Origin of the sequence: Paenibacillus sp., assembly GCF_048976745.1 — a bacterium.
Lineage (GTDB): Bacteria > Bacillota > Bacilli > Paenibacillales > Paenibacillaceae > Paenibacillus.
Genome location: NZ_JBHGUU010000014.1, coordinates 158510 through 182925, shown reverse-complemented (window position 1 = coordinate 182925; position 24416 = coordinate 158510). Strand labels below are relative to the sequence as shown.

The 24416-nt window shown below is 45.4% G+C and carries 20 protein-coding genes and 1 riboswitch; of the genes, 5 read left to right on the top strand and 15 right to left on the bottom strand.

What is annotated here, in order from left to right; translation table 11 throughout:
- Positions 1–46: 46 nt before the first annotated feature.
- From ACE3K2_RS21705 to ACE3K2_RS21675, 7 genes are all read right to left on the bottom strand, one after another.
- On the bottom strand, positions 47–1717 hold the full coding sequence (locus ACE3K2_RS21705; RefSeq protein WP_421894914.1) for a response regulator: 1671 nt from the start codon (positions 1715–1717) through the stop codon (positions 47–49).
- 16 nt (positions 1718–1733) lie between these two features.
- Positions 1734–2606 (bottom strand): CheR family methyltransferase, encoded by an 873-nt coding sequence (locus ACE3K2_RS21700; RefSeq protein ID WP_017692270.1) that lies wholly within the window; start codon positions 2604–2606, stop codon positions 1734–1736.
- 86 nt (positions 2607–2692) lie between these two features.
- Entirely contained in the window at positions 2693–6418 is a 3726-nt protein-coding gene (locus tag ACE3K2_RS21695; protein ID WP_421894911.1) for a response regulator, read from the bottom strand.
- Positions 6415–7584: a PP2C family protein-serine/threonine phosphatase gene (locus tag ACE3K2_RS21690; RefSeq protein ID WP_421894908.1), complete on the bottom strand. Its 1170-nt coding sequence runs from the start codon at positions 7582–7584 to the stop codon at positions 6415–6417. The genes ACE3K2_RS21695 and ACE3K2_RS21690 overlap by 4 nt, the downstream gene beginning before the upstream one ends.
- 349 nt (positions 7585–7933) lie before the next feature.
- Entirely contained in the window at positions 7934–8278 is a 345-nt protein-coding gene (locus ACE3K2_RS21685; RefSeq protein WP_017692267.1) for a general stress protein, read from the bottom strand.
- Positions 8279–8372: 94 nt separating this feature from the next.
- On the bottom strand, positions 8373–8906 hold the full coding sequence (locus ACE3K2_RS21680) for a hypothetical protein (protein ID WP_421894905.1): 534 nt from the start codon (positions 8904–8906) through the stop codon (positions 8373–8375).
- 68 nt (positions 8907–8974) lie between these two features.
- A complete protein-coding gene (locus ACE3K2_RS21675) occupies positions 8975–9484 on the bottom strand; it encodes a DUF948 domain-containing protein (protein ID WP_421894902.1) in 510 nt (169 codons plus the stop codon).
- 220 nt (positions 9485–9704) lie between these two features.
- Here ACE3K2_RS21675 and ACE3K2_RS21670 point away from each other — a divergent pair, with 220 nt between their 5' ends.
- Positions 9705–9869 carry a DUF1328 domain-containing protein gene (locus tag ACE3K2_RS21670; protein ID WP_017692264.1) on the top strand — a complete coding sequence of 55 codons (165 nt, stop codon included), beginning with the start codon at positions 9705–9707 and terminating at the stop codon, positions 9867–9869.
- 370 nt (positions 9870–10239) lie between these two features.
- Positions 10240–10755 carry a hypothetical protein gene (locus tag ACE3K2_RS21665; protein ID WP_421894898.1) on the top strand — a complete coding sequence of 172 codons (516 nt, stop codon included), beginning with the start codon at positions 10240–10242 and terminating at the stop codon, positions 10753–10755.
- Between the two features lie 91 nt (positions 10756–10846).
- On the opposite strand, the gene ACE3K2_RS21660 is transcribed toward ACE3K2_RS21665, so the two are convergent.
- Positions 10847–11734 carry a cation diffusion facilitator family transporter gene (locus ACE3K2_RS21660; protein WP_421894895.1) on the bottom strand — a complete coding sequence of 296 codons (888 nt, stop codon included), beginning with the start codon at positions 11732–11734 and terminating at the stop codon, positions 10847–10849.
- 290 nt (positions 11735–12024) lie between these two features.
- On the opposite strand from ACE3K2_RS21660, the gene ACE3K2_RS21655 reads away from it, so the two are divergent.
- Complete coding sequence (locus tag ACE3K2_RS21655; protein ID WP_017692261.1) at positions 12025–12213, top strand: hypothetical protein; 189 nt, start codon at positions 12025–12027, stop codon at positions 12211–12213.
- A gap of 113 nt (positions 12214–12326) precedes the next feature.
- Here the strand turns inward: ACE3K2_RS21655 and ACE3K2_RS21650 are convergent, their stop codons facing one another.
- The 6 genes from ACE3K2_RS21650 to ACE3K2_RS21625 all read right to left on the bottom strand — a co-directional run bounded on the left by ACE3K2_RS21650 (position 12327) and on the right by ACE3K2_RS21625 (position 21098).
- Positions 12327–13952, bottom strand: a complete 1626-nt coding sequence (locus tag ACE3K2_RS21650) for an ABC-F family ATP-binding cassette domain-containing protein (protein WP_091038559.1) — start codon at positions 13950–13952, stop codon at positions 12327–12329.
- 215 nt (positions 13953–14167) lie between these two features.
- Complete coding sequence (locus tag ACE3K2_RS21645; RefSeq protein WP_421894892.1) at positions 14168–15214, bottom strand: MBL fold metallo-hydrolase; 1047 nt, start codon at positions 15212–15214, stop codon at positions 14168–14170.
- A 70-nt stretch (positions 15215–15284) separates the two neighbouring features.
- Complete coding sequence (locus ACE3K2_RS21640; protein WP_421894889.1) at positions 15285–15482, bottom strand: hypothetical protein; 198 nt, start codon at positions 15480–15482, stop codon at positions 15285–15287.
- A gap of 8 nt (positions 15483–15490) precedes the next feature.
- On the bottom strand, positions 15491–16525 hold the full coding sequence (locus tag ACE3K2_RS21635) for a cytochrome d ubiquinol oxidase subunit II (RefSeq protein WP_421894886.1): 1035 nt from the start codon (positions 16523–16525) through the stop codon (positions 15491–15493).
- Complete coding sequence (locus ACE3K2_RS21630) at positions 16522–17868, bottom strand: cytochrome ubiquinol oxidase subunit I (protein WP_421894883.1); 1347 nt, start codon at positions 17866–17868, stop codon at positions 16522–16524. The genes ACE3K2_RS21635 and ACE3K2_RS21630 overlap by 4 nt, the downstream gene beginning before the upstream one ends.
- 383 nt (positions 17869–18251) lie before the next feature.
- The gene (locus ACE3K2_RS21625; protein WP_421894880.1) at positions 18252–21098 is read right to left on the bottom strand and encodes an ATP-binding protein; all 2847 of its coding nucleotides are present in this window, start codon (positions 21096–21098) and stop codon (positions 18252–18254) included.
- A gap of 344 nt (positions 21099–21442) precedes the next feature.
- Here ACE3K2_RS21625 and ACE3K2_RS21620 point away from each other — a divergent pair, with 344 nt between their 5' ends.
- Positions 21443–22141, top strand: a complete 699-nt coding sequence (locus ACE3K2_RS21620) for a response regulator transcription factor (RefSeq protein WP_421894877.1) — start codon at positions 21443–21445, stop codon at positions 22139–22141.
- Positions 22142–22187: 46 nt separating this feature from the next.
- Here ACE3K2_RS21620 and ACE3K2_RS21615 read toward each other — a convergent pair whose 3' ends face one another.
- Entirely contained in the window at positions 22188–22607 is a 420-nt protein-coding gene (locus ACE3K2_RS21615; RefSeq protein WP_421894874.1) for a hypothetical protein, read from the bottom strand.
- 242 nt (positions 22608–22849) lie between these two features.
- Here ACE3K2_RS21615 and ACE3K2_RS21610 point away from each other — a divergent pair, with 242 nt between their 5' ends.
- Positions 22850–23992: a virulence factor gene (locus ACE3K2_RS21610; RefSeq protein WP_421894871.1), complete on the top strand. Its 1143-nt coding sequence runs from the start codon at positions 22850–22852 to the stop codon at positions 23990–23992.
- Positions 23993–24139: 147 nt separating this feature from the next.
- Positions 24140–24355: riboswitch (Lysine riboswitch) on the top strand.
- Positions 24356–24416: the final 61 nt, after the last annotated feature.

Genomic DNA, 24416 nt, shown 5'->3' with positions numbered 1-24416 from the left:
ACCCAACTTCAGCACGAGTGAAACAGAAAGGAGTTTGGCAAATGTTTCAATTGGCCTGATTCATGGCTGAAGGGCCTGGGTTTAGCATTTGTCGTTGTTTCTGAAACTGGGCTATTTTCTGTTTTACATTTCCCATTTTCACCGGTTTACTAATATAATCATCCATCCCTGCAGCAATACAGCGTTGCTGAATACCTTCCATCACGTTAGCTGTCATGGCTATAATGATGGGCTGATCGGACTGGGATAGGCTTTCTCGAATCCGCCGTGTACATTCCAAACCGTCCATAACAGGCATCTGCAGATCCATGAATACATAGTCATAACGGCTACCGTTTACCATATCAAGTGCACTCTGTCCATCTTCAGCAATGTCTGAGAGCAAGCCAAGTTTACCGAGCATAATCGCCATCAACTTCTGGTTAATAGGATGATCATCCACAATTAATACCGTGGGGTATTTATTCTCATTCTTCACATCCGTCGACTTCTCTTCCCCGTTCCTCTGGACCAGTTCGGTTTCTACATAACGTTTCGCTTGAATCGTGAATACAAACGTCGCTCCCCGCTGTTCTGTTATATCCAGGTAGATCTGCCCACCCATCATTTCAACCAGAGTCTTGCATATTGCCAGTCCTAAGCCAGTTCCACCGTATTTACGTGTCATGGATGTATCCAGCTGGGAAAAAGGCTGAAACAGGCGATCAACTTTGTCTGAAGCGATTCCTATCCCGGTGTCTTTAACAGCAAACTCCAATGCCAGTTGTCCGTCTTGTTCTTCCTTAACTGACACAATCAGATACACTCCACCCTGATCGGTGAATTTGATCGCATTTGCAATAAGATTCAAGAGAACCTGACGTAACCTTGCCATATCTCCATATATTAATTCAGGGACAGAATCTTCCAGGAAATAATCCAGTTCCAGATTCTTTTTGCCTGCTTCTGCAGCAAACAACCCCAACACTTCCCGAATACAAGAGACAATTTCAAAAGGATGCTCTTCAAGTTCCATTTTGCCTGATTCCATCTTGGTAAAATCAAGAATGTCGTTGATGACCGTGACCAGTGCATCCGCGCTGCGGCGAACGATGTCTGCATATTCCTTCTGATCTTCCTTCAGTTCCGTCTCCATTAGCAGATCCACCATACCGATAACTCCGTTCATCGGTGTGCGAATCTCATGACTCATCATCGCCAGGAACTCGGTCTTTGCATTAGCTGCGATTTCCGCTTCTTCCTTGGCCTGAATGAGTTGTTGGTTCATCTTCTCCAGTTCCTGTGTTTTCTGGTGAAGCAGCATCGTCTGTGTCTTCAGTCGTTTATTGGTGATAAACATCTCCACAAATCCCTCGATTTTGGATTTCAAAATCTGAGGAATAAATGGCTTAACCATGTAATCAATGGCCCCGGCTGAATATCCGGCAAACAAGTGCTCCGCTTCTCTGCTATTCGCTGAGATGAATATAATCGGCACATCCTTGGACTTGTCCCGTGCCTTAATTAACTTTGCTGTCTCAATTCCGTCCATTCCAGGCATCTGCACATCGAGAACGATAACCGCAAATTCGTCTTTTAGCAGACAGCGGAGTGCCTCTTCTCCGGAAGTTGCCTTAACGAGTTTATATTGTTCCGATTCCAGAACTGCTTCAAGAGCAAGCAAGTTCTCAGGGCGGTCATCTACCAATAATATGTGGATTGGTTCATTGAGCCCCATGGCTAACCCTAACCCCCTATTTGATCTTCCGGTATATTTTTTCGGTCCGGTCTAACGGCTCATAGGTATCACTGAACTCTGTAAAATGTATCGATTCTTTTGACCCCAGAACCAGAATACCAAAGTGGCTCAAGCTCTCATGGAACAGCCCATGCACATGGTTCCGCAGTTCATCATTAAAATAAATCATGACATTACGGCAAAAGATAACATTAAACTCGTTAAATGACCGGTCTGTTGCCAGGTTGTGCTCGGCGAAAATGATGTTCTTCCTTAGAAAAGGATGAAATATCACCGAATTGTATTTCGCTGTATAGTACTCGGAGAAGGCTCTGGTACCCCCTGCCTCCAAATAATTTGTAGTAAATAGTTTCATTTTCTCAATACCATATACGCCTTCTTTGGCCTGTTGCAAAGAGCGATCATTCATATCCGTTGCGTAGATTCTTGCCTTATCGTACAGTCCTTCCTCATGCAACATGATCGCCATGGAATAGACTTCCTCTCCCGTAGAGCAACCCGCATGCCATATTCGGATATACGGGTAGGTTCTCAGGATAGGAATAATCTTTTCCCGAAACATTCGGAAAAGCGAAGGATCTCGAAACATTTCCGTTACAGGGATGGATAAGTTCTGTACAAAACGGTCAAACGCGGAACGGTCATGAAGAACACGCTCCTGCAATCCAGATATGCTCTTAACACCTTCAGCATGTGCATGATGCCAGATTCTTCGTTTCAGGGATGGCAGTGCATAGTTTCTAAAATCATATCCATATAAACGGTGCATGCCTTCCAACAGCAACTCAATCTCGATCAGCTCGCGTTCTTCATCTTGCGGCATACGGACCAAATCTGCCCCCGTCTCGGTAGGTTCCCACGGTGTCATAAATTCTCTCCACTTCTTCATTTGTTACTTGCGTATTCGTCGTATTGTCTTTCATTACCCAAACCATGAACATACGAATAATGAACTTACGAATACAGCCATACGCGCATTAAGGATAACAATTGATCGGTCTGGATCGGTTTTTTCACATAATCAGATGCTCCGGCCTCAATACATTTGCCGCGATCCTCTTTCATCGCTTTGGCCGTGAGCGCAATAATCGGCAACTTTTCAAACTGCGGGATCTGTCTGATTCGTGTCATCGCTTCGTAACCGTCCATTTCTGGCATCATCATATCCATCAGTACCAGATCAAATTCCGGATTATTCTCCAAAATCTCCAGAGCCTCGCGGCCATTCTCTGCAAACGTTACATCCATACGATAACCTTCAAGGACACTGGAAAGAGCAAATACATTACGAATATCGTCATCAACAAGCAATATCTTCTTACCTTCAAACAACGTTTCCTTGTTGTGTAACTTCTGCAAGATGCGACGCTTGTCTTCCGGTAAATTGGCTTCTACCCGGTGCAGGAACAAGGTGGTTTCATCCAGTAAACGTTCTGGTGACTTCACGTCCTTGATAATGATGGACTCCGCATATTTGCGCAGCTTCATTTCTTCCTTGGAATCCAGTTCTTTGCCTGTATAAATTATAATCGGCAGATCGTTCAGATATTCGTCATCCCGAATCTGGTCGAGCAACTCAAAGCCGGTCATATCCGTTAACATCAGATCCAGTACCATACAGTCATAACGCTGGCTGTGTAATTCATTCAGCGCCTCACTACCTGTAGATACTGCCGTAATTGCAACATCATCATGACCAATCAATTCAATAATGGCTTTACGCTGAATTTCATCATCTTCCACAATCAACAGTCGTTTCAACTGATTTTCGGTATATGATTTGATATGCGAGAAAGCTTTATCCAGTGAATCCTTGCTGGAAGGTTTTTTCAAGTAAGCAATGGCGCCCATCATCAGACCTTGCTTCATATCATCAATGACTGAAATGACATGTACCGGAATGTGACGTGTTGCCGAACTGCTCTTCAGTTCACCCAGAATGGTCCAACCGTCCATTACAGGCAGTTGAATATCAAGGATGATGGCATCCGGCAGATATTGACGGGCCGTTTCAAGACCTTTGTCACCTTGCAGGGCAACAAGTGCTTTGAATCCTCTTCCTCTCGCCATATCCATCAAAATATGTGCAAAGTTCACATCATCCTCAATGATGAGGAGGATTTTGTCACCTTCCGTGATATTCTCCCGATCATCTTCGATCTGCGTGACATCTGGAGTGTGGGTAGGAGACAGATCTGTACCTACGCTCCGTTCCGGATCAGGAGATAGGATGGACTGATGACTTGAAAGCATGGTCCGTGTTTCAATGGACTGTTCATAAAGATCCTCTGAGGATACAGCCGCTTCTCTTGAAGCACCTTCCTCTGCCAAGGCTTCTTCTTCATGATTATCCGGCAGGTACAAGGTAAAGCAGCTACCTTCACCCTCGGATGATTCCACCTGTATTGCACCACCAAGCAAACGTGCCAGTTCTCTGCTAATGGACAATCCCAAGCCAGTTCCGCCGTATTTCCGACTTGTTGTCCCATCCACTTGCTGGAACGCTTCAAAGATCAGATCTGTTTTATCCGATGGAATACCAATCCCCGTGTCTTTTACACTAAATCCGAGATATTCCTGATTCGTGTTCATATAACCTGGCAGTTCTTCCGGTTTCATCCGTCGTCCAATCAGACTAACCGAACCTCGATTGGTAAACTTAAACGCGTTTGACAACAAATTCCGCAAAATCTGTTTCACGCGATGACTGTCCGTATACACCCATTCCGGCAAATCGCTGTCGAATTCGATGTGCAAGTTCAGTTCTTTTTTATTCGCCATCGGTCCAAAGTTTTGCTGAACAAAGCTGGTCAGCTCTTCCATTCGAACGGTCTCATAATTGATATCCATCTTCCCTGCGTCCACTTTGGACAGATCCAGAATCTCATCAATCATCTTCAGCAGGTCTGCACCCGACATGTAGATGGTCTGTGCATATTCCTGCTGTTTGTCAGTCAGATTTCCGCCCTTGTTCTCCGACAATAATTGGGAAAGAATGAGCAGGCTGTTCAGCGGTGTACGAAGTTCATGCGACATATTCGCCAAAAATTCGGACTTATACTTGCTTGTCATCGACAGCTGCGTAGCTTGTTGTTCCAACTGTGTCTTCGTTTTCTCAATTTCGTCATTTTTCTCTTCAACTTCACGTACCTGCTCTTCAAGCGCTCGCGTCTTGGCAATGAGCTCCGTATTGTAATGCTCCAATTCTTCTTGTTGACGCTGTAATAGTTCCTCGGAGCGTTTAAGCGCTTCTGTCTGCTCCTCCAGATTCTCATTGGAGCGGCGCAGTTCTTCCTGTTGGGTCTGCAGTTCTTCGGATTGAACCTGTAGTTCCTCTGTTAGTGCCTGGGATTCACGAAGCAGTTCCTCGACACGTAAACGACGACGAACGTTGTTCAGAATAACGCCCAAGTTCATAATCAGTTGAGCAAACAATTGTTTGTGAAGCTCATTGAACCCTTCAAAGGAAGCAAGTTCCACAACGCCAATCAGTTCGTCTTCAAACACGACAGGATAAATCATGATACCTGTAGCACGTGTTGAACCTGAAGCTGAACCAATATTCACGTAATCTTCAGGCGTATTTTCCAAAACAATTGGTGTCATATCCAGTGCTGCCTGACCAATTAGGCCTTCACCGATCCGGTACATTTCCTTACCAACGTCTTCGTTCTCTTCAAATGCATATGCACCGTACCGTCTCAGTTCGTCGGGATGTTTTTCCTCATCGATCAGATAAACGACACCGAGCTGAGCACCAAGGACCGGTGTGAACTCACTGATAAACATCTGTGAGATTTGTCGAATGGAACCAATTCCCCGAAGTAACTCGGGAACTCGTGCGATGTTTGAGTTCATCCAGTTTTGATCCTGTTGAGCCTGAATATAAGCCTTCTCAACTTCCAGTTTTTCTTCCAGATCACTGGATACATCTTTGAACACACTGGCAATCTGACCAATCTCGTCTGTGGATTTGATCTGTAAGCGTCTGATTGTGCGGTAACGGCCTTTGCCAAAACTGGTGATCATCATGGATACGGTGTTCAGCCCCCGCGTAATACTCGGCAGCACCCACATAATGACCCCCAATGCAAGCAACAGCCCCGCAATCATAATACTTATTGTGATCTGCACTGCTCTTGTATACGCTGCATTAGCGTTTTTGATCTCGGCATCAATCTCTTGATCCTGATATCGGGAAAGAGCATTCAAACTATCCACAGTTTCTTTTTGCACCGCGAGCCCTGTTGCATTGCGGTAGTTATTCGCATCTTCTACCCGGTTTTGGGACATGAGATTGATCTGTTTCGTAGCATAGGACGTATAAGCGGTCCACGCCGAATTTACTCGATCCACCAGCTGATGTTCAGGTGCACTGTCCGCCCGATTTCTCACTTCTTCGAGATTACGATCACCTCGTTCCTTCATCTCCTTCAGGTCACCTTCAGCAGCACTAATCGAATTGTTCGGATTTAATAACAAGTTAGCCAGCACTTTGGCAATGTCGTTAACTTCTCCGCGTGCAGCTGAGGTGAACCTCACTTTGAGATAACGTTCCTGATACATCTGATCAATCTGCTGATTGCTACTGTTCAGGCGCTCATAACTCACAAACGTGAGCACGATCAAAATAGCCATCAGAGCGGTAAAACCAATCAGCAGTTTATTTCTGATCTTCATTCATCCCCCGCCCCTTTATCTAAAGTAATCCAGACCAGACATTTATCATCATCCCGCTCCTGGGGAATTTCGTCGTCAAAAAACATGGCCTGCATAGCAGCTTCATCCCACTGATGTGAGCCGGTCAATTTTTCGATCAGGAATTCATGTTGCTCCTCCTGCCCGCCCTGAACAGCTTCCAATAATCCATCCGTATAAAGTGCTATATGCCCATCACCCTCGTAATGAATCGTTTGTGGTTCAATATCCATTTTGTCAAATAAACCAACAGGACAGCAGACGCTGTCAAATGTGGTGACACTGCCGTCGTTTCGGAAAAATAAAGCAGGTGGATGCCCTGCGTTAACATAATCAATACGCTTCATTCGTGTATCAACGACCAGATAAATGGCCGTAAAATAATACTGTACCAATTGTTTCTCCAGATGGAGCTGGTTAAAACGACGGTTCAACTCCTGAATGACCTTCTCTGGATCCACATATGTGGTCACTGTATCTTTCAAGACAGAAGCGATAAACATGGTAAACAGGGATGAAGATATCCCGTGTCCCATCATGTCGAGCAGCAGCACTCCGTAACGACCTTCTCCAAGGGGGTACCAAGAATATAGATCACCCGCTAGCTCAAAGGATGGTTTATAGATGGCGTGCACTTGGAACAACGGGTCCCTAATTGCCGGACTTAATACGGCATTTTGGACCATCGCTGCCAACTTGAGCTCATCCTGAATACGTTGATCCCGCTCTTTATGCCAATCCTTCTCTTGTTTCAAACGAAGTGCAAGTCGAATTCTGGCCATCAGTTCGACTTTATTAATCGGTTTGGTCACATAGTCTGACGCACCTGCATCCAATGCTTCGGCAAGTTTCTTGGAGTCCCCGATCGCAGTCACCATAATAATCGGTATATCCTTTAAATTTTCAAATTTTTGCACAATACTGCAGGCTTCGATACCATCCATCTCGGGCATCATCATATCTAGCAAAATCAGGTCAATATCCGACGGTTTTGGGCGAAGTTCGTTGCTTTCCTCCCCAATTCCCAACACTTCAAACATTTCCATGGCGGAACTCGCGGTTACAATGTCACGATAGTTCTCTTTTTTCAGAATTTCTCGAATGATAATGACATTCGTCGGATTGTCGTCAACAATAAGTATTCTCATTGATATCTCCTTATCTGTGGCGTCCGGGTTTGTCGATTCTTATTAAGGTAAAACGAACGTTAATTATACAAATTTTGCATACAAAACGGCAGTAGACATAATAATTCCTAGTATAACTATAATCGTAAAAACAAAAAAACTCTATCAGTAAATGGCACCATCACGGGTAATCTTCACCGCTTTTCGCCCTGTTTTTGCAGCGTCCTGATCCCGCTTCCAAACTTGCAAAAACATAGATAAGGAATGGGGGAAGCCCCATTCCTTATCTATGTTTTTGATTAAGCATTTTACTTAAGTGATTCAGAAGCTTGTCCTGTTCAGCAAACTTCCACTTTCACCGTTATATTGATCAATCTTTCTTTTTGGCAATTACGAGTACTTTACCTTTGTCTAACTCACTCTCGTAGAAGTCAGCTTCAGCTTCGGTAAAGCCCATCGAAACAATTTTGGCCCGGAGTTCATCACCACGTGAGCGGAACAGATTCGCCAAGGAATCAAATACGCCTTCTTCCTTTATGCCAATTTCTTTGGCATCTGCTGTATCAGCAATTCGATCTGTACGATCCTTCTCATGGGCGAGAACAAAGATTTGATCAGCAAGGTATCCGGTAATCTGCAATTCTTTCACCGCTTCTACCGCTTGGACTCCGTTTTCTACCACTTTTGCATATGCTTGCTCATTGGTTGAATTCATCGTTTCCACTCTCCTCTGATTTAATCTTCTGTATCGAGCTACTTAATATATAACCATACTATATGGGGTTGAAACGATTCGGTAATAACCAATCCTAGGAAACTGTGTCATCAAAAAGATCAATACCTTCAATCTGATGAGAGCCTGACTTCATATATACCTTTAGAGCCTGGTCTCCACGGAGAAACACTTCTCCGTCCTCAGCCACATAATACGGTTTCCCGAGAGCATGATGGATCGCTTCAATATTCATCTCGATTCTCTTTCCGTTTAACATAATGTGATTTTCAGATGCATCGATATGCACATAATGAATGACATCCGTATCTTCACACAAACCAACCTTCACATCACGAAAGTGATATTCAGGACATCCCAGATAAGGATCTTCCTGTTTATACACCGGCTGGCCCTTCTTGGCCAACAAATCGTCCATGGTGTCATCCAGAGAAATGCCATTCAGAGTCCGAATATGCTGGAAAGTCTCGGATCGATCAACAGCCAGAGTTACCTCTGACGCCTTCTCTTCCATTGCCGTCCATTGCATATCGTGAGCAGCGGGTACCGCTGCCGGTTGAACGGAAAAGGGAGAAATTACGCTAAACATCACAAGCAGTAGTTTCATCATGATTCTCACCCTTTCATCAGGTTCATCACCGCTCCGAAGGCTTTTTCACGGGTTACAAAGCGGTAATGTTACTTGCGCATCCGTTGCCACACATTCGCTGCTATATCAATATACTTCATCCAATTTTTCCCGCCCCTAGCTTCATCATTATATGTAGCTTCGTAGGATTGCAGCGTACGATCCGTTGATGTAGCAGGCGGTGTAATTGCATGACTCGTTTCAGGGCGCTTGCTCTGTTCAGTATTGCTACGTTTGGTCTGAAATTTAGCCATCAGTGTTGAGGAGACTTGCTTGGCTGCTGCCGTCACTTCATTCAACACTTCTCCGAGATTCTCGACAGATTCCATCACAGGATCAATTTTTTTCATTTTGTGCTGTACATCCACCGTAATATCATTGGCGTGTCTTACCGTTTGCTTCACTTCATAGCTAAGTTCATCAATCGTTTTCTGTACCTCCTGCAATGTCTGTGAGACATTGTCCAGGGAACCCTGAGCGGATTTCAAGGTACGAATTAAAAAGAACACAAGGACTGCAAATGCCACTGCAATCAGGGCCACGCTAATTTGATAGATCATAGAAGAACCTCACTTTCCATATGTGCATCAGTTTGTTATTGCTATAGTTACCCGGCGATTTCCCGGACGAAACAAAATAACATGTTACTTCAAATATGCTCGCGCTTGGAAAAAAAACCAATGTTTCAACTGGATAGCCCCCGGTTAAAGTTAGACTACACAAGGCGGTGAGGTGAACACAACTCACTCCAGAATCAAGCAAACGAAAGGATGAAACCTTATGTTGAAATGGTCTGTTTTATTTCTAATTATTGCACTGGTAGCAGGTATTTTTGGATTCTTCGGTATTGTTGAAGCAGCTGCTTCAATTGCGAAAGTACTCTTCTTCATCTTTGTTGTACTGTTCGTCATCTCCCTCATTACGGGACGTAGCCGAATGCGATAACCTCAGCTCTGATATGACTGAGCAATATTAACGAATACATACAAAAGCCGATCGTGCTACGCAGCCGATTGGCTTTTGTGCGTTTAGGCATGGGTCAACTTTTCTATATTATGTATTGCACTCCTTCCCGCTTTATTCCAAGCTGCTCTCCCATGAATTTCAAAAAAACAGGACCTTTTTGAGATAGCCAACCCGGTTTTATCCCACCGAAGTATGATATTTACAGGCTTGCTATATACCCACATATGCGCCAGTTGACACTGGAGAATGCAAGAAAATATTGTTATAATTTGTGATTCACAGGTGAGCTTGCTTGGTTACTTTAAACACAGGACAACAAATTACATACCCAACCGAGGAGGAAAAACAAATGAAAAAAATCGTAAGTTTTGCCGCTGCTTTAACGTTGATGGGTTCGATGGCTGCCGCTGCTGGTGCTGAGGAAGCGGTTACCGGAACGGTGACTCCGGAAAAAGGAACAGAAGCTACGACAACAACAACAACAACAACTCCGGCTGTTGAAGTGAACAAACCTGCTGTAGACACAGTAGAAGGTACTGCTGAGACAGTAACCGGTACAACAACAGACACTACAGGCACAGAAGGTACTTCAACAACAACTGAAACGCCTGCTACGACTACAGATGATAAAATGTTTGAAGAGCCACTTGTAAAACCAGGTGATGAAGTACTGGCACCTACAATGTTGCTGAACCTTCTGGAGCGCACTTGGTTCTATGATGCACCTAACGGTAAACCAATCGGTGCATTGAGCTCCCAAGTCATCGATACAACAGGTGAAGTGGTTGACGGATTCGACGGTGGCGAGTGGGTGCAAGTGTACACTTGGAAAGGCAAAGCGTGGATCCACGTTGCCATTCAGTAACATCGTATAATCGTTCTAACGATAAGTAAAGAGGACAGCAGGCACAATCGCGGCTGTCCTCTTTTGATTTTTCAAGATGTTCACGCCCTGTTCAAGTGTTACCTGTGACTTCTTCTGTCTTCGGTTCCACATGCACATGTACATGCATGATATTATGCGATCGCTTCAAACGCTCTTCCACTCGGTCACAGATCTGATGGCCTTCAATCAAGCTTAGGCTTCCGTCCACTTCAATGACCACATCCACGAGTACATGACTGCCATGCACACGTGCCTTCACATCCTTGATCATCTCAACACCTGGAACGCGAGCTACTGAGGATCTGAGATCCGTCAGCTCCTTCTGATCAAATCCATCGGTAAGACGATGTGTAGAATCCCGAAAAATCTCCCAAGCCGTCTTGCAGATCAACAGACCTACAGCAATGGCAGCTACTTTATCCAGCCATGGAAGTCCAAACTGCGCACCTATAATTCCAACTGCAGCGCCTATGCTGACCCAGGCATCCGAACGATTATCTTTTGCCGCTGCCATCAGAGCCTGACTATTAATTTGTTTAGCCAGACGATGATTGTAACGATACACGCCTAACATCACCACAGCACAGACTACAGCCACCGCTGCTGCCCACAAGTTGGGAGCCACAAAGGCTCCTTCATACCAGGAGCGAACGGCTTCAACCAATACTTGCAGTCCAACCATAGCCATAATAAATGAAGCCACCAAGGCAGCAACAGTCTCCGCTCTAAAATGACCATAGGCATGATCCGAGTCAGGTGGTTTCTGGGAAATCCGAAGCCCGATCAATACAGCAACGGATGCCACAATATCCGTAAGGTTATTAAAACCATCGGCCAGCAAGGCGCTGGAAGCAAATAAATATCCACAGATCAGCTTAAAGGCGGATAAGATGAGATAGGCTACAATACTAACCCAGGCCCCTCGCTCCCCTTTTCGAATTTCTTCATAAGCGTTCAAACCGGGCGACACTCCTTTAACGTTTCGTATTACGGTTTTTCCATGTTACCAAATGCGGAGCGTGTGGGTCTACAGAAACAGTGTTGCCAGGCTGCATTGCTGTAGGCAAGCCGAAACAAAGTTGCCAGACGGCAGGGCTGTAGTTAATGAGAAAAAATGTTGGCCTGGGTAAAACCAAAGGTTTTGAGCATTTTATCAGGTTGCCCTTGTGGGGCTTTTATAAAACGTATAAAATAGGTACATCCCGTCCAATTTGGACGGCTCACTGTAAGACCGGGAGGGAAATAACGATGAGCGAAAATAACGAACCGAAAAAGGTCAGTTTGCAGGATGCTATACGCCAAAAGCTGGCGCAAAAGAAAGAACAAGCAAATTCCGGTAACCAATCCAGCGCCTACTTTGAAGGCGGACCTAAAGCGATGAAGAGTCAAAACAACAAAAAGCCTAACAACCAACGTCGCCGTACTGGTGGATCTTAGGTTTTAAACCGCAGTGAAACCCATTGGATTACAAAAAGAACCGCAAGCCCTCTTCACAGAGGCTTGCGGTTCTTTGGTGTTCCTATAATCATGTGCCGTAGATGATGCTTGGTTTAAGCTTCTACCGGATACATTTTATTGCGCAGTTCTTTGATTTCATCACTTTCCAGATACTCGTCATAGCTCATTTGGCGATCAATGATGCCATTCGGCGTAATTTCGATAATCCGGTTAGCAATGGTTTGAATGAACTGATGGTCATGGGATGTGAACAGCATTGTGCCGTCAAAATCAATCATACCATTGTTCAGCGCTGTGATGGATTCGAGATCCAAGTGGTTCGTAGGCTCATCCAGAATCAATGCGTTAGCACCAGTCTGCATCATTTTCGCCAGCATACAGCGAACTTTCTCGCCTCCGGAGAGTACACTTGCCTTTTTCAAGGATTCCTCACCTGAGAACAACATACGTCCCAAGAATCCACGCAGATACGTTTCATCCTGATCTTTGGAATATTGACGGAGCCAATCCACAAGCGTCATGTCTACACCGTCAAAATATTTGGAGTTGTCTTTCGGGAAATAAGCTTGAGTTGTTGTTACACCCCAAGTGTATTCGCCACTATCCAATTCCGTTTCACCCATAAGAATATCAAACAACAGTGACTTGGCATTCCCGTTTGGACCCACAAATGCGATTTTATCCCCTTTGTTCACGACAAAGCTGATATCATTCAGCATTTTCACACCATCAATGGATTTGCTGATGCGATCTACGGTCAACAATTGTTTACCGGCTTCACGCTCAGGTTTGAAGTTGATAAACGGATATTTACGGTTCGATGGACGAAGATCATCCAGTGTGATTTTGTCGAGTTGTTTCTTCCGGGAAGTTGCCTGTTTTGATTTCGAGGCATTCGCAGAGAAACGTTGAATAAAGGCTTGAAGCTCTTTAATCTTCTCTTCTTTTTTCTTGTTGGCATCACGTTGCAACGCAAGTGCCAATTGGCTGGATTCATACCAGAAGTCATAGTTACCTACATACAACTGGATTTTACCAAAGTCGATATCCGCAATGTGCGTACATACTTTGTTCAGGAAGTGACGGTCATGGGATACCACAATAACAGTACCTTCATAGTCCATCAAGAAGTTCTCAAGCCATTGAATGGATTCGAGATCCAAGTGGTTGGTAGGCTCATCGAGCAACAGGTTGTTTGGACGACCAAACAATGCTTGTGCAAGCAGGACACGAACTTTTTCGTTACCACTTAGTTCATTCATTTTCTTATCGTGCATGTCACGGTCGATACCCAGACCGATCAGGAGTGCCGCTGCATCCGGCTCAGCATCCCAGCCATTGAGCTCCGCAAATTCACCTTCAAGCTCACCTGCACGCAGGCCGTCTTCTTCAGTGAAGTCCGCTTTGGCATACAGCGTATCTTTTTCTTTCATAATGGCATAGAGACGACTATGACCCATAATTACCGTTTCGAGAACCGGATACTCATCATATTCAAAGTGGTTTTGCTTCAAAACGGCCATACGTTCGCCCGGGGTGATGTGCACCTCTCCCGAGTTGGATTCAATTTCACCGGACAAAATTTTCAAGAATGTTGATTTACCGGCTCCATTGGCGCCGATGAGGCCATAACAGTTTCCTGGTGTGAATTTGATATTTACATCTTCAAAAAGTGCACGTTTTCCGTAGCGGAGCGTGATGCCGCTTGTACTGATCATTAAGCATACCATCCTTTATTGGTTAATCTGCATACTGCATGAATAGCAAGTTGCGTAAATCATGGATTCAATATCCCGATGCCTATTCTGGCACCATATTATAACACAAAAAAGCGGCAAATTCGAAAATTGGCCGCTTTTTACTTATTAAAGATTTGGTAAATGTACTGTTCATGCAGGCATATCCCTACATTAACATATTTGGCTTGCTTTTGTTAGTCCTGTTTGCTTTTCTCATGCCGTATCCGCAGAGTTTCACCATGACCAAGCACCCGAATCCGTTCTTTACCAATGCCTAACCGCTCACGTTCAACTTCCAGCCGATCCAATGCTTCCTTGGGTGTATCATCCGCCAGCTTGAATGTGCCATAGTGCATTGGCACCATGAGCTGGGAACCGGATTCAACGAACCCCTGCAGTGCTTCTTCAGGTGTCACATGCTGGGACGTCATGAACCATTCCGGATCGTAGGCACCAATAGGCATCAGAGTAATACCGATGTCAAAGCGCTCTCCAATCGTTTTGAATCCCTGGAAGTAACCTGTATCCCCTACAAAATACAATACAGGTGGGCCGTCTGATTTCTTGGCGGTTATGTTTACCCGTGATTGCTCCGATGATTCATCCTGACTGCTCGCTGTTGCAGCACTTTCCGCTGCTGAAGTCGTCGCCGCATGGTTCTGCTCCAACACATAACCGCCCCAGTGGGACGTATTGGTATCAAACAGCGTTCGGCGCGTCCAGTGCTGTGCAGGGACAAAGGTTATTTTGACTCCGCCAAGTGTAATATGATCCCACCACTTCATCTCTTGGCACCGATGGAATCCTTTGCGAATCATCTTTCGCTTCAGACCATCAGGGACAATTAGCAATGTCTTGGCGGTAACCAGCTTACGCAAGGAAGCCAGATGCAGATGATCATAGTGGGAATGGGATATCAGAATGACATCCAACGGTGGAATATCCTGAATCGGAATGCCGGGGGCACCGAGCCTTCGTTGAAATCCCATTTTTTCGGCCCACACCGGGTCAGTCACGATGTTTAATCCATAATATTGAATGAAAAACGTGGAGTGACCAATCCAGGTGATACTCGTGTCCTCCCGATTGGCATGCAGATAATCCAGTTCAGGCGGGTGTTTGGGAACGGTGTAGGAGTAGTCCTTCACTTTATTGCGCCGCTGCTCCCGCCATTGCTTGAATTCCTTCAGCGTTTTGTCCGTACTTACATTATCAATATTGTTATAACGGATTTTAGGCATGAAAGGGGCCTCCTCCCTTCCTATTTCTTAACAACAGATTACCCCAAATGGGAATGTACGTACCAGTCAATCAATCCTTCGGATTTTTGCATACGGCCAGATATATGAACAAAAAGACAACCGCAGCCATAATAATGAGTGGTGGGGCGTACATGATGGTGAATGTCTCAAAAAAACTCAACCCGGTTATGCCGGGTATCCCCGTGACTCCCTCAGCAGATAGTGGGTACAGCAAGGGAGTCATAAGTAAGAACATGTTCAGCAACATGAACAGACTCATCCTTTCTTTTTACCAGAATTACCGCGTACATAATTGGCATCAAACAGGAACAACTTCATAATCAGCACAAGTGACGGAATGAGCACGAGCAGCCCCAGGCTGAACGCCGTAATAAGCGCAATCCCCATCGTCCGATTTGTAAAGCTGTCATAAATATTAATGTACGGATACAGAATATACGGAAGGTGGGATCGCCCGTAACCATACCAGGCAAAGGCAAACTGAAGCATGACAGCGATAAAACACCAGCCCAGATATTTGCGTTTCCACACCAGCGACACCGCAATGACAAAACAGATAAACGAAGCAATGAACATCCATGAAATATTCACCATCTGCTCAAAATGTGCGGGATTCTGTTTGTTAATCTGCAGAAATGCCAGAAAACTCGCAAAAATGGTTGGCAAGCTCCAGAGCAGTGCATACTCTCGAAGCACCTCAAATGCCGGCTCATCCCCTGCCCGTTTGGCATAATAGGAAAGAAACATCGCCGAGATGTACAACACACTGACTAGTGCAAGCAAAACAACCGACCAGGTATATGGATTCGTCAAAAATTCACGCCAGCGAAAAAATACCTGTTCGCCCACCTGCTCAATGATTCCGCCTTCGGATATCGCCAAAATGGTGGAGAATACCGCTGGAATCAGCAATCCCGTCGCTCCGTACAATGCCATGTAGATCCGGCTGTTCTGCCCATGGTTGCCATAGGTATTGTAGGCGTAGTACACCCCCCGGATAGCAAGCAGTACAATGGCCAAAGAACCCGGAACCAGCAAGGCAGTCCCGTAATAGAAGGCGCTGTCCGGATAAAACCCAACCAGTCCGACCACAAAAAAGATCAGAAACACATTCGTCACTTCCCACACGGGAGACAGGTAGCGCTGAATGATGTTATGAATTTTGTTCTCATGCCCGGTCAAAATGCTGTAAAAGCTGAAGAACCCGGCGCCAAAATCAATCGAAGCGACAATCAGGTAACCGAACAAAAACGTCCACAATATCGCAATACCTGCAATTTCGAAGCTCAATGCACGATCCCTCCTTCAAGCCCCAGAGACTCCAGTTCCTTCTCTGCTTCCTTATTACGGAACAGCTTGCTGAGTACCCGAATGCACGAGAAACAGAGAATCAGATACAACAAGATGAACAACACCAGCATCCACCCTACCGATGTTGAAGTCGTGGCCGCTTCCGACACCTTCATATACCCGCGTAAGATCCAAGGCTGTCTGCCAACTTCGGCGAACATCCACCCCAGCTCAATTGCAATCATGGCTAGCGGTCCGAGCAAAACAATGCCGAGCAACAGCCATTTGGGATATGGTTTGCGCCCGGGCAACCAGCGCCGCAGCACATATAACACAGGAATCATCAGGATGATCACTCCGGTTGTGACCTTCAGGTCGAACATATAATGAATGGACAGGGGTGGCCTTAGATCCGCAGGAAATTCTTCGAGACCTTTCACTTCCGTATCGGGACGATTCCCCGCCAAAATGCTAAGTGCATAAGGAATCTCAATCGCGTATTTCACTTCATTGTTCTCATCCAAAATGCCGCCATAAACAAGCGGTGCCTCTTTCATCGTCTTAAAATGCCATTCTGCGGCAGCCAGTTTCTCCGGCTGATATTTCGCCAGGAATTTACCGGAGGAGTCGCCGATCATGACGGTACTGATGGCAAATACAAGCGCAGATACCGTCGTGAGTTTCAGTGCTTTTTTGTAATACACATGGTCCCGTCCCCGAAGCAAACTGAAAGCGGCTATCCCCGCCAGAACACCTGCACTCAGAGTGTAGGATGAAGCGAGCACATGAGACACCTTGGTTGGTGTTGCCGGATTCAGCATGGCTGCAATCGGATGGATGTCCTTCATGATGCCATTAATCAGGGTGAATCCCTGAGGCTGGTTCATGAAGGAGTTCACCGTCGTAATAAAAATCGCAGATGCAGATGAGCCAAGAGCTACCGGAATCAACAGCAGCATATGCGTGTATTTCTTTTTGAAACGATCCCACGTATAGAGGTAAATCCCAAGAAAGATCGCCTCTATAAAAAAGGCAAACGTCTCCATGAACAGCGGCAGGGCGATTGCCTGGCCCGCTACCCGCATAAACATCGGCCACAGCAGACTGAGCTGTAATCCGATCGAGGTGCCTGTAACGACGCCAACGGCAACGGTGATGACAAAACCTCGTGCCCACCGCCGTGCCAGCAAGGTGTAATGCATATCATTGGTTCGTAGTCCTCGCCACTCGGCCAAGGCAATCATGAGTGGTACACCTACACCGATAGAGGCAAAAACAATGTGTACAAACAGGGTAAGACCGGTTAGTATCCGGCTGAGCAAAACAGGGTCCAGGGATGACATGGTTACACTCCTCTTTCACATAATCGTTATGTACAACAGCAGTTCCTCTGCTTAAACGTGTATCTTAATAACTCATGATCCGGATGATGCTTTTCACAACGGCATACAGCACAACCACAGCTGCAACCAGACAGACGATGATGAGTGTTTTCTCTTGTTTACGGAACATATACCTTCCGTCCTCCTTTTGCATGGGATGCAAATTATGGCTCTATAGACAGTTTGCAAAAGAAGTTGTTTTTTTATCCGGGAAATTGAAAAACAAAAAAAGCCTTTCCCCTTATCACGCTTACGCGCTGAAGGGCAAAGGCTCTATTCGCAGGTCTCATACTTAATATTGATCATAAATAAAGTGGAATGCATCTCTTCATCCATCAATACATTTAAACCAATACGTCCTGCTTGGGCAGTCGTACCTTGAACGTACTTCCCTTGTCCGGTGCAGATATAAAGGTCAGCGTCCCCTTGTGATCCTCTACAATTTTACGGGAAATGTACAACCCGATTCCTGTTCCACCAATCTGCCGATGATCCGAATTATCCACTCGATAGAACTTGTTGAACAACATGTCCTTCTCTTGCTCCGCAATCCCTATACCATAATCACGCACATCAAGACATAACCATTCCTCTTCTTCCCATAACGTCACATCAATGCGGTCAGCTCCCGGAGAATACTTGACTGCATTGCCCACCAGATTGTGCAGAACCTGAACCATTCTGTTCTGGTCAGCATAAGCAAAAAAGTCTCCATTAAACGTATGCACGTAGATTCGTTGGGCAGACTTCATATTCCACTGTTCGGCAACCCCTTCTACCAACTCAACCAGCGGTACATACGTCATATGGTAAGTCATGCCTTCGTTATCGAGTCGCTGAATATCGAGTACATCATCGAGCAAACTGCTCAGCCGCTTGCCCTCCGAAGCGATGGTCTGCATGAATTCCTGCTGCTGAGCTGCCGGAAGGTCATACATCATCATTAATTCCACATACCCCATAATGGTGGCTACAGGTGTTCGAAGCTCATGAGATACTACGCTGATCAGTTCATTCTTCATCCGATCCAGCCGCTCTTCTCCGGTCCGGTCACGGAACACCAGCAGAAAACCATGGTTCTTACCCGGGACATCCATCTGTTTCATGTACAAGGAAAACACACTTTTATCCACATTATTAAATATAAATTCGGTCTCGATAAACGCCGTTTCTCCATTCAGGAATGCTCTAGTCTGTTCCATCAGATTGAAGTTGTCCGTTAATACCATTGTATCAATCGCCTGCGCCAAATCTTCGATAGATCTGCCCAGAAAATCACCCAAACCAAACATCTCTTCTATCCTTCGGTTGACGATGGTTATGGTCCCTGATCGATCAGACATCACGAGCCCTTCCCGTACGGATTCAATAAATTGCTCACTGATATCTCGCTGTTCCTGAATGGCAATCTTTTCATTGAACAACTCCGAGTTCAACTTCTCCAACGCAAGGGCATGACGCACACGATCTTCTTCTGCTCTGGTCCGCTCGGTAATATCCTTGATAAACAGGTTATATAACGTCTCATTTTTGCCAAGCTGAATTTCTACAATTTTGTACTCAATCGGAAAGACGGAACCATCCCGGCGAATTCCTGAAATTTCATCTACGGTTGTGTATCTCTTACCTTCAACATAGTCAAATCGCTCCAACAATTTCTTGATCTCCACGCAACTTGCCCCTTGGAAAAGAGTCGGCGCTTCCTTGTGCAGGATCACTTCCTCCCGGCGCAACCCAAACATCCTTTCAGCCTCCGGATTAAACTCAACAATCATCCCATTGGAGTCCACAGCGATAATCGCGTCAATGGAGGATTCAATAATGGCACGTTTGACCTCTTCACTGTTCTTGAGTTCCTTGGTCCGCTCTATGACCCTGTCCTCCAACGTTAACTTGTCGTGACGAATCTGTTCGAACTGTTCCAGCAGCACATCGGCCATTTTGCGCAAATTACCAATCAGGATCTGTACTTCAGTTACATGGCTGGTTGGCCACTCCAACTTCCCATTTCGAAACAGCAGTCTCGGCAGAGAGCCTGTCATCCTGGTCAGTCTTAACAGCGGGCTAACGACCTTACTGCTGAGCGGAGCTGCTACAATCATAGAAGCCACGATGATGATGAACAGGGATTGCAGTGTGGTCAGGTAAATCGATTCAATTCGGGGGTAATACTTGGACGAGTCGGTCACAATGAATACCCGATAAGGTGTTATTCTTGTCATTTCTGCTTCATAGATAAAGGAGGCTTGTTTCCAATGATTTAATACATCACTGTAATGGATATTTGCGGAACTTAAGAGAATGAGGTTCTCTCTCGACTTCAGAAGACGGAAGCTGTCCATGTCCAGGTACTCGCCCGCCTGCAGTGTATTCAAACCAGAAGCAACGACAGTATCATCCCGATTCAGCAGAATCACATTCACACCCAATAGATGATGATAACGCGCCATATTCTGATCCATATTGTCGGAGGTAATGTACCCTTCATCAATATCCTGAGTAACCGCACTCGCTGCATATTTCATATCACGTAATATGGCATCATCCAGCTGACTCAATTGTCTGCGGCTATCTGCGGATAACAGTACGAGAGAAACAAATACCACAAAGGCGACTACGTATTTAAACGCAATTCTTGTGAGTGGAATAGTACCCGTCCGCTTTGATTTGTGTTCACCTGTGGTGATCCAGAAATCGACTACAATTCCTGCAATCAGCGCATTCACCATACCAATTACAGCAATATACATGTACTCATACTTCAAATCGTCTATATTCAAACCCAATATAAAATGCCCGGCATAGATCGCGGGAAATAACATGACTACCCAAAAGACAGCATTAGCCTTGATTAAGCTGCCATTCTTCCAACGAATCTGCCAAACGAGCATCCAGATCAATTCCATGAAGTGGGCAAGCATTATAGATACATGGTGCGGCTGGAAGCCAACACAGACAGTAATCAGCAGATGGATGACTATAAGGGTGACAAATCCATAGATGGCCCCATGCAAACGTAGAGCAACGAGTGCTGCCGCGCTAACAATCATAAACTGTACACCATAGAATAAAGGTACCGGAAAAATAGTGCTTAGTGATCCCAGAATGATCAGAATGGTGGTCCCAATCCAGGGTATTCTCAGCTTCAATACTACCCAATCCAGCATTTCTCTTGCCTTTATACGATCCATATGTAGTTGCCCTCATAGATCATTTTTTCTTCTGTTTTCAACAACAACGTTGGTTCCCCCTATAAACTTAAGCGGATACAATCTACTTTTTTTCCCCTTAACTCGTTCTGATCCATTATACTGTAATTATTAGTTGGTGTAGATTTGGGAAATTCTGATTGATCGGCAATCCAACTACATCCATGCTAAAATATTGAGATTCATTCAAAAAGCCTAGATCTTCTCTACATATACATCCTATATTTTGGAATAGAAACATTAAAAAATTTGCGGTATTTATTCGCAATTCAGCTTGTTTTTTTAGTATTTTCTTAACATATTATTTTCACCAGGAGTGTGACCCTATGACTATCAAAGTACTTCTTATAGAAGATGAGAAAAATCTGGCCGACATGATTGCTTTCTTTCTTGAGGAGGAAGGATACATCACTGAACGGGTTCATCATGCCCGCGAGGCACTTCAACTGTTTCCACAATTCCAGCCGGATATTGTTGTAACGGATCTCATGCTTCCTGAAATGGATGGAAATGATCTCGTAGAAGCCTTTCGCCAGCACTCCACTGTGCCCATTCTGATGATCTCGGCAAGTACCATGCTGAACGATCGACTTCGCGCATTGCATAATGGTGCGGATGACTTTCTGTGCAAACCATTTAGTTTGAAAGAGTTGGATGCCCGGATTAAAGCACTGCTGCGAAGATCAATCATTTCCTATCAGGATAAACCGGTCAAAGAAGACAAGCAGGCAGAGGTTACTGGGCATGTGAATGTGAACGAGTACAGAAGAACCCTGTTTGTGGATGGCGTTGAAATCGAGGTCACTCATATTGAGTTTGAGATTATGAAGGAATTGTACCGAAATCCGGGTAAAGTGTTCACCCGTAATGAACTGATGGATCGGATCAAAGGCTCCGAACGCGCCTATCTGGATCGTACCATTGATGTTCATATCTCAAGTCTGCGTAAAAAAATTGAGCCTGACCCCAAAAACCCACGTTATATTAAGACGGTTTGGGGAACAGGCTATAAATACGTGTTCTGATTCGATCGTAACGATTGAAGTCAAAACCTTTGGCCATATCCTTCTTTTATCTCATGGATAAGATGGGCGGTATGGCTATTTGTGATTTATGGACAGACGACGAATGCAACCAACTCTCCATATCCTTGATGAGATGATTTGGGTCTTGCTCGTTCCAGAGAATCATCTTCATCTCGCCTGTACCTGTAATCTGTTGCAGGTGGCGCTTCCGAATAAGGGATTTGAAATCCGTAATGACAAGCAACGGAAGTTGTGGCATAAAGGCCCGAATAGCATTTGCTGCTGACACCGCTTCTTCGGCATTCTGATAATCAACAATACAATAACGGGCATTTTCCCAACTTCCCCGATGTGTTTCTATCGCAGAACCAGATGTTGAGTCCTCAATCCAGTCCCTGAACAATTGAATAATATTCTCATATGCAATACGACGTTTTCCATCCGAGAGCACGGTAATGGGTTCCATAGGTATAACCTCCAGTTGATTCATATCTCTATTGTGCCAATTTACGTTTAAAAATGTTTGTGCGTGAACATGAAAGAAGTGTTAACAAATTTCGCATTTCTTCACATTACGTGTTAGTCACGTCCACTTCACTTCTCGATGATTTCGCAGATTCCACACATTGATGTAAAATAGAGAAATACCCGTGTGATTTAATTTACGGGAAGGGAAGAATGAATCTGGTATTATAGGAGGTTACACTGATGAATATTGTATCCATTGAACCAACACCCAGCCCAAATACGATGATGCTGCATCTCGATGAACGTCTGGAGGACGGAATTCGCAAAACATATACACTCGACAACGAACGATCTGCTCCGGCGTTCATTCGCCAGATGCTTCATATTCCTGGTGTAAAAAGTGTGTTCCACACGACAGACTTTGTCGCACTTGATCGTAAAGGGAATGCCGACTGGTCCGTTATCTTGGGCGAAGTCCAAAACCGTCTTGGACAGCAAGGCATTGATCTGGACTGGATTGAATCCGAAGATGCCTCAGGAGAGCACTTCGGAGAAGCACAGGTATTCGTACAATTTTTCCGAGGCGTACCGATGCAAATCAGGGTCAAAGCCGGGGTCAAGGAAGAACGAATCTCGTTGTCGGACCGCTTTGTCAAAGCAGTGACAGAAGTCGCCAGTGCGACAATGATCAAAGAACGCAAACTAAGTGATTACGGCGTTCGATATGGTGAATTGCCTGATATTGCACGTGAAGTCGAGCAGGAATTGGAAGCCGCTTACCCGCCGGAACGATTGGAGCAGGTCATCAAACAGGCCATTGAACATGGTACCAAATCCGAAGAATTCGTTGAGCGCCGCCGTGAATTGGATGGAGCTGAGCTTGAAGAGGCTCTGCGAAACGAGGACTGGAATGTTCGCTATGCGGCATTGGACGGCATGGAGCCTACAGCCGAAAGACTGCCTCTCGTAGCCCATGCCCTGCATGACAACAAAATGCAGATACGTCGCTTGGCTGTCGTATACCTGGGTGACATCCGTACACCGGAAGCGATGGAACTGCTGTATGAAGCGCTTCAGGACAGTTCACCTGCGGTACGCCGTACTGCCGGTGACACCTTGTCGGATATCGGTGACCCTGCCGCTACTCCAGCGATGACAGCCACGTTATCCGATAAAAGTAAACTTGTACGCTGGCGAGCAGCACGTTTTCTCTATGAGGTCGGAACTGAAGAAGCGGAGCAAGCGTTGCGAGTTGCAGCTGAAGATCCCGAGTTTGAAGTCAGCCTGCAGGCCAAGATGGCTCTGGAGCGAATCGAATCGGGCGAACAGGCTGCCGGAACGGTATGGCAGCAGATGGCTGGCCGGAACAAAAAAGAGGATTAGTCGTCCCTCAAACCTCACATCCAACAATTGTTATTGCACTGGAAAACCATGCGCGTTATACTGATTGTCTGTTTACTAAACAGGACACATCGTGTTAAGTTGTGTCGTTCATAATTTCATAGACAATAGATACACCTCATCCATTGATGGTGAGGTAGAGGTCGCGGGTGCGATCAGTACGCTGATGGAGGCGCTAAGGAGCCGCTTATGAGATCAGCCGAAAGGTGCACCCGCCGAAGCTCACTGGACGTTCCTTATACGGTCCGGTGGGCTGGGGCTGCTGTCGAAAGGCGCAGAACTGTCACGGAAGTACATTTCCTTTATATAAAGGTATGAATTCTTCTGTGTTGAGCTATCTTAATCATCTGGGACATGGTGCGGACATTGAAATATTAAAGACCGCAGGCTGATGCCTGTGGTCTTT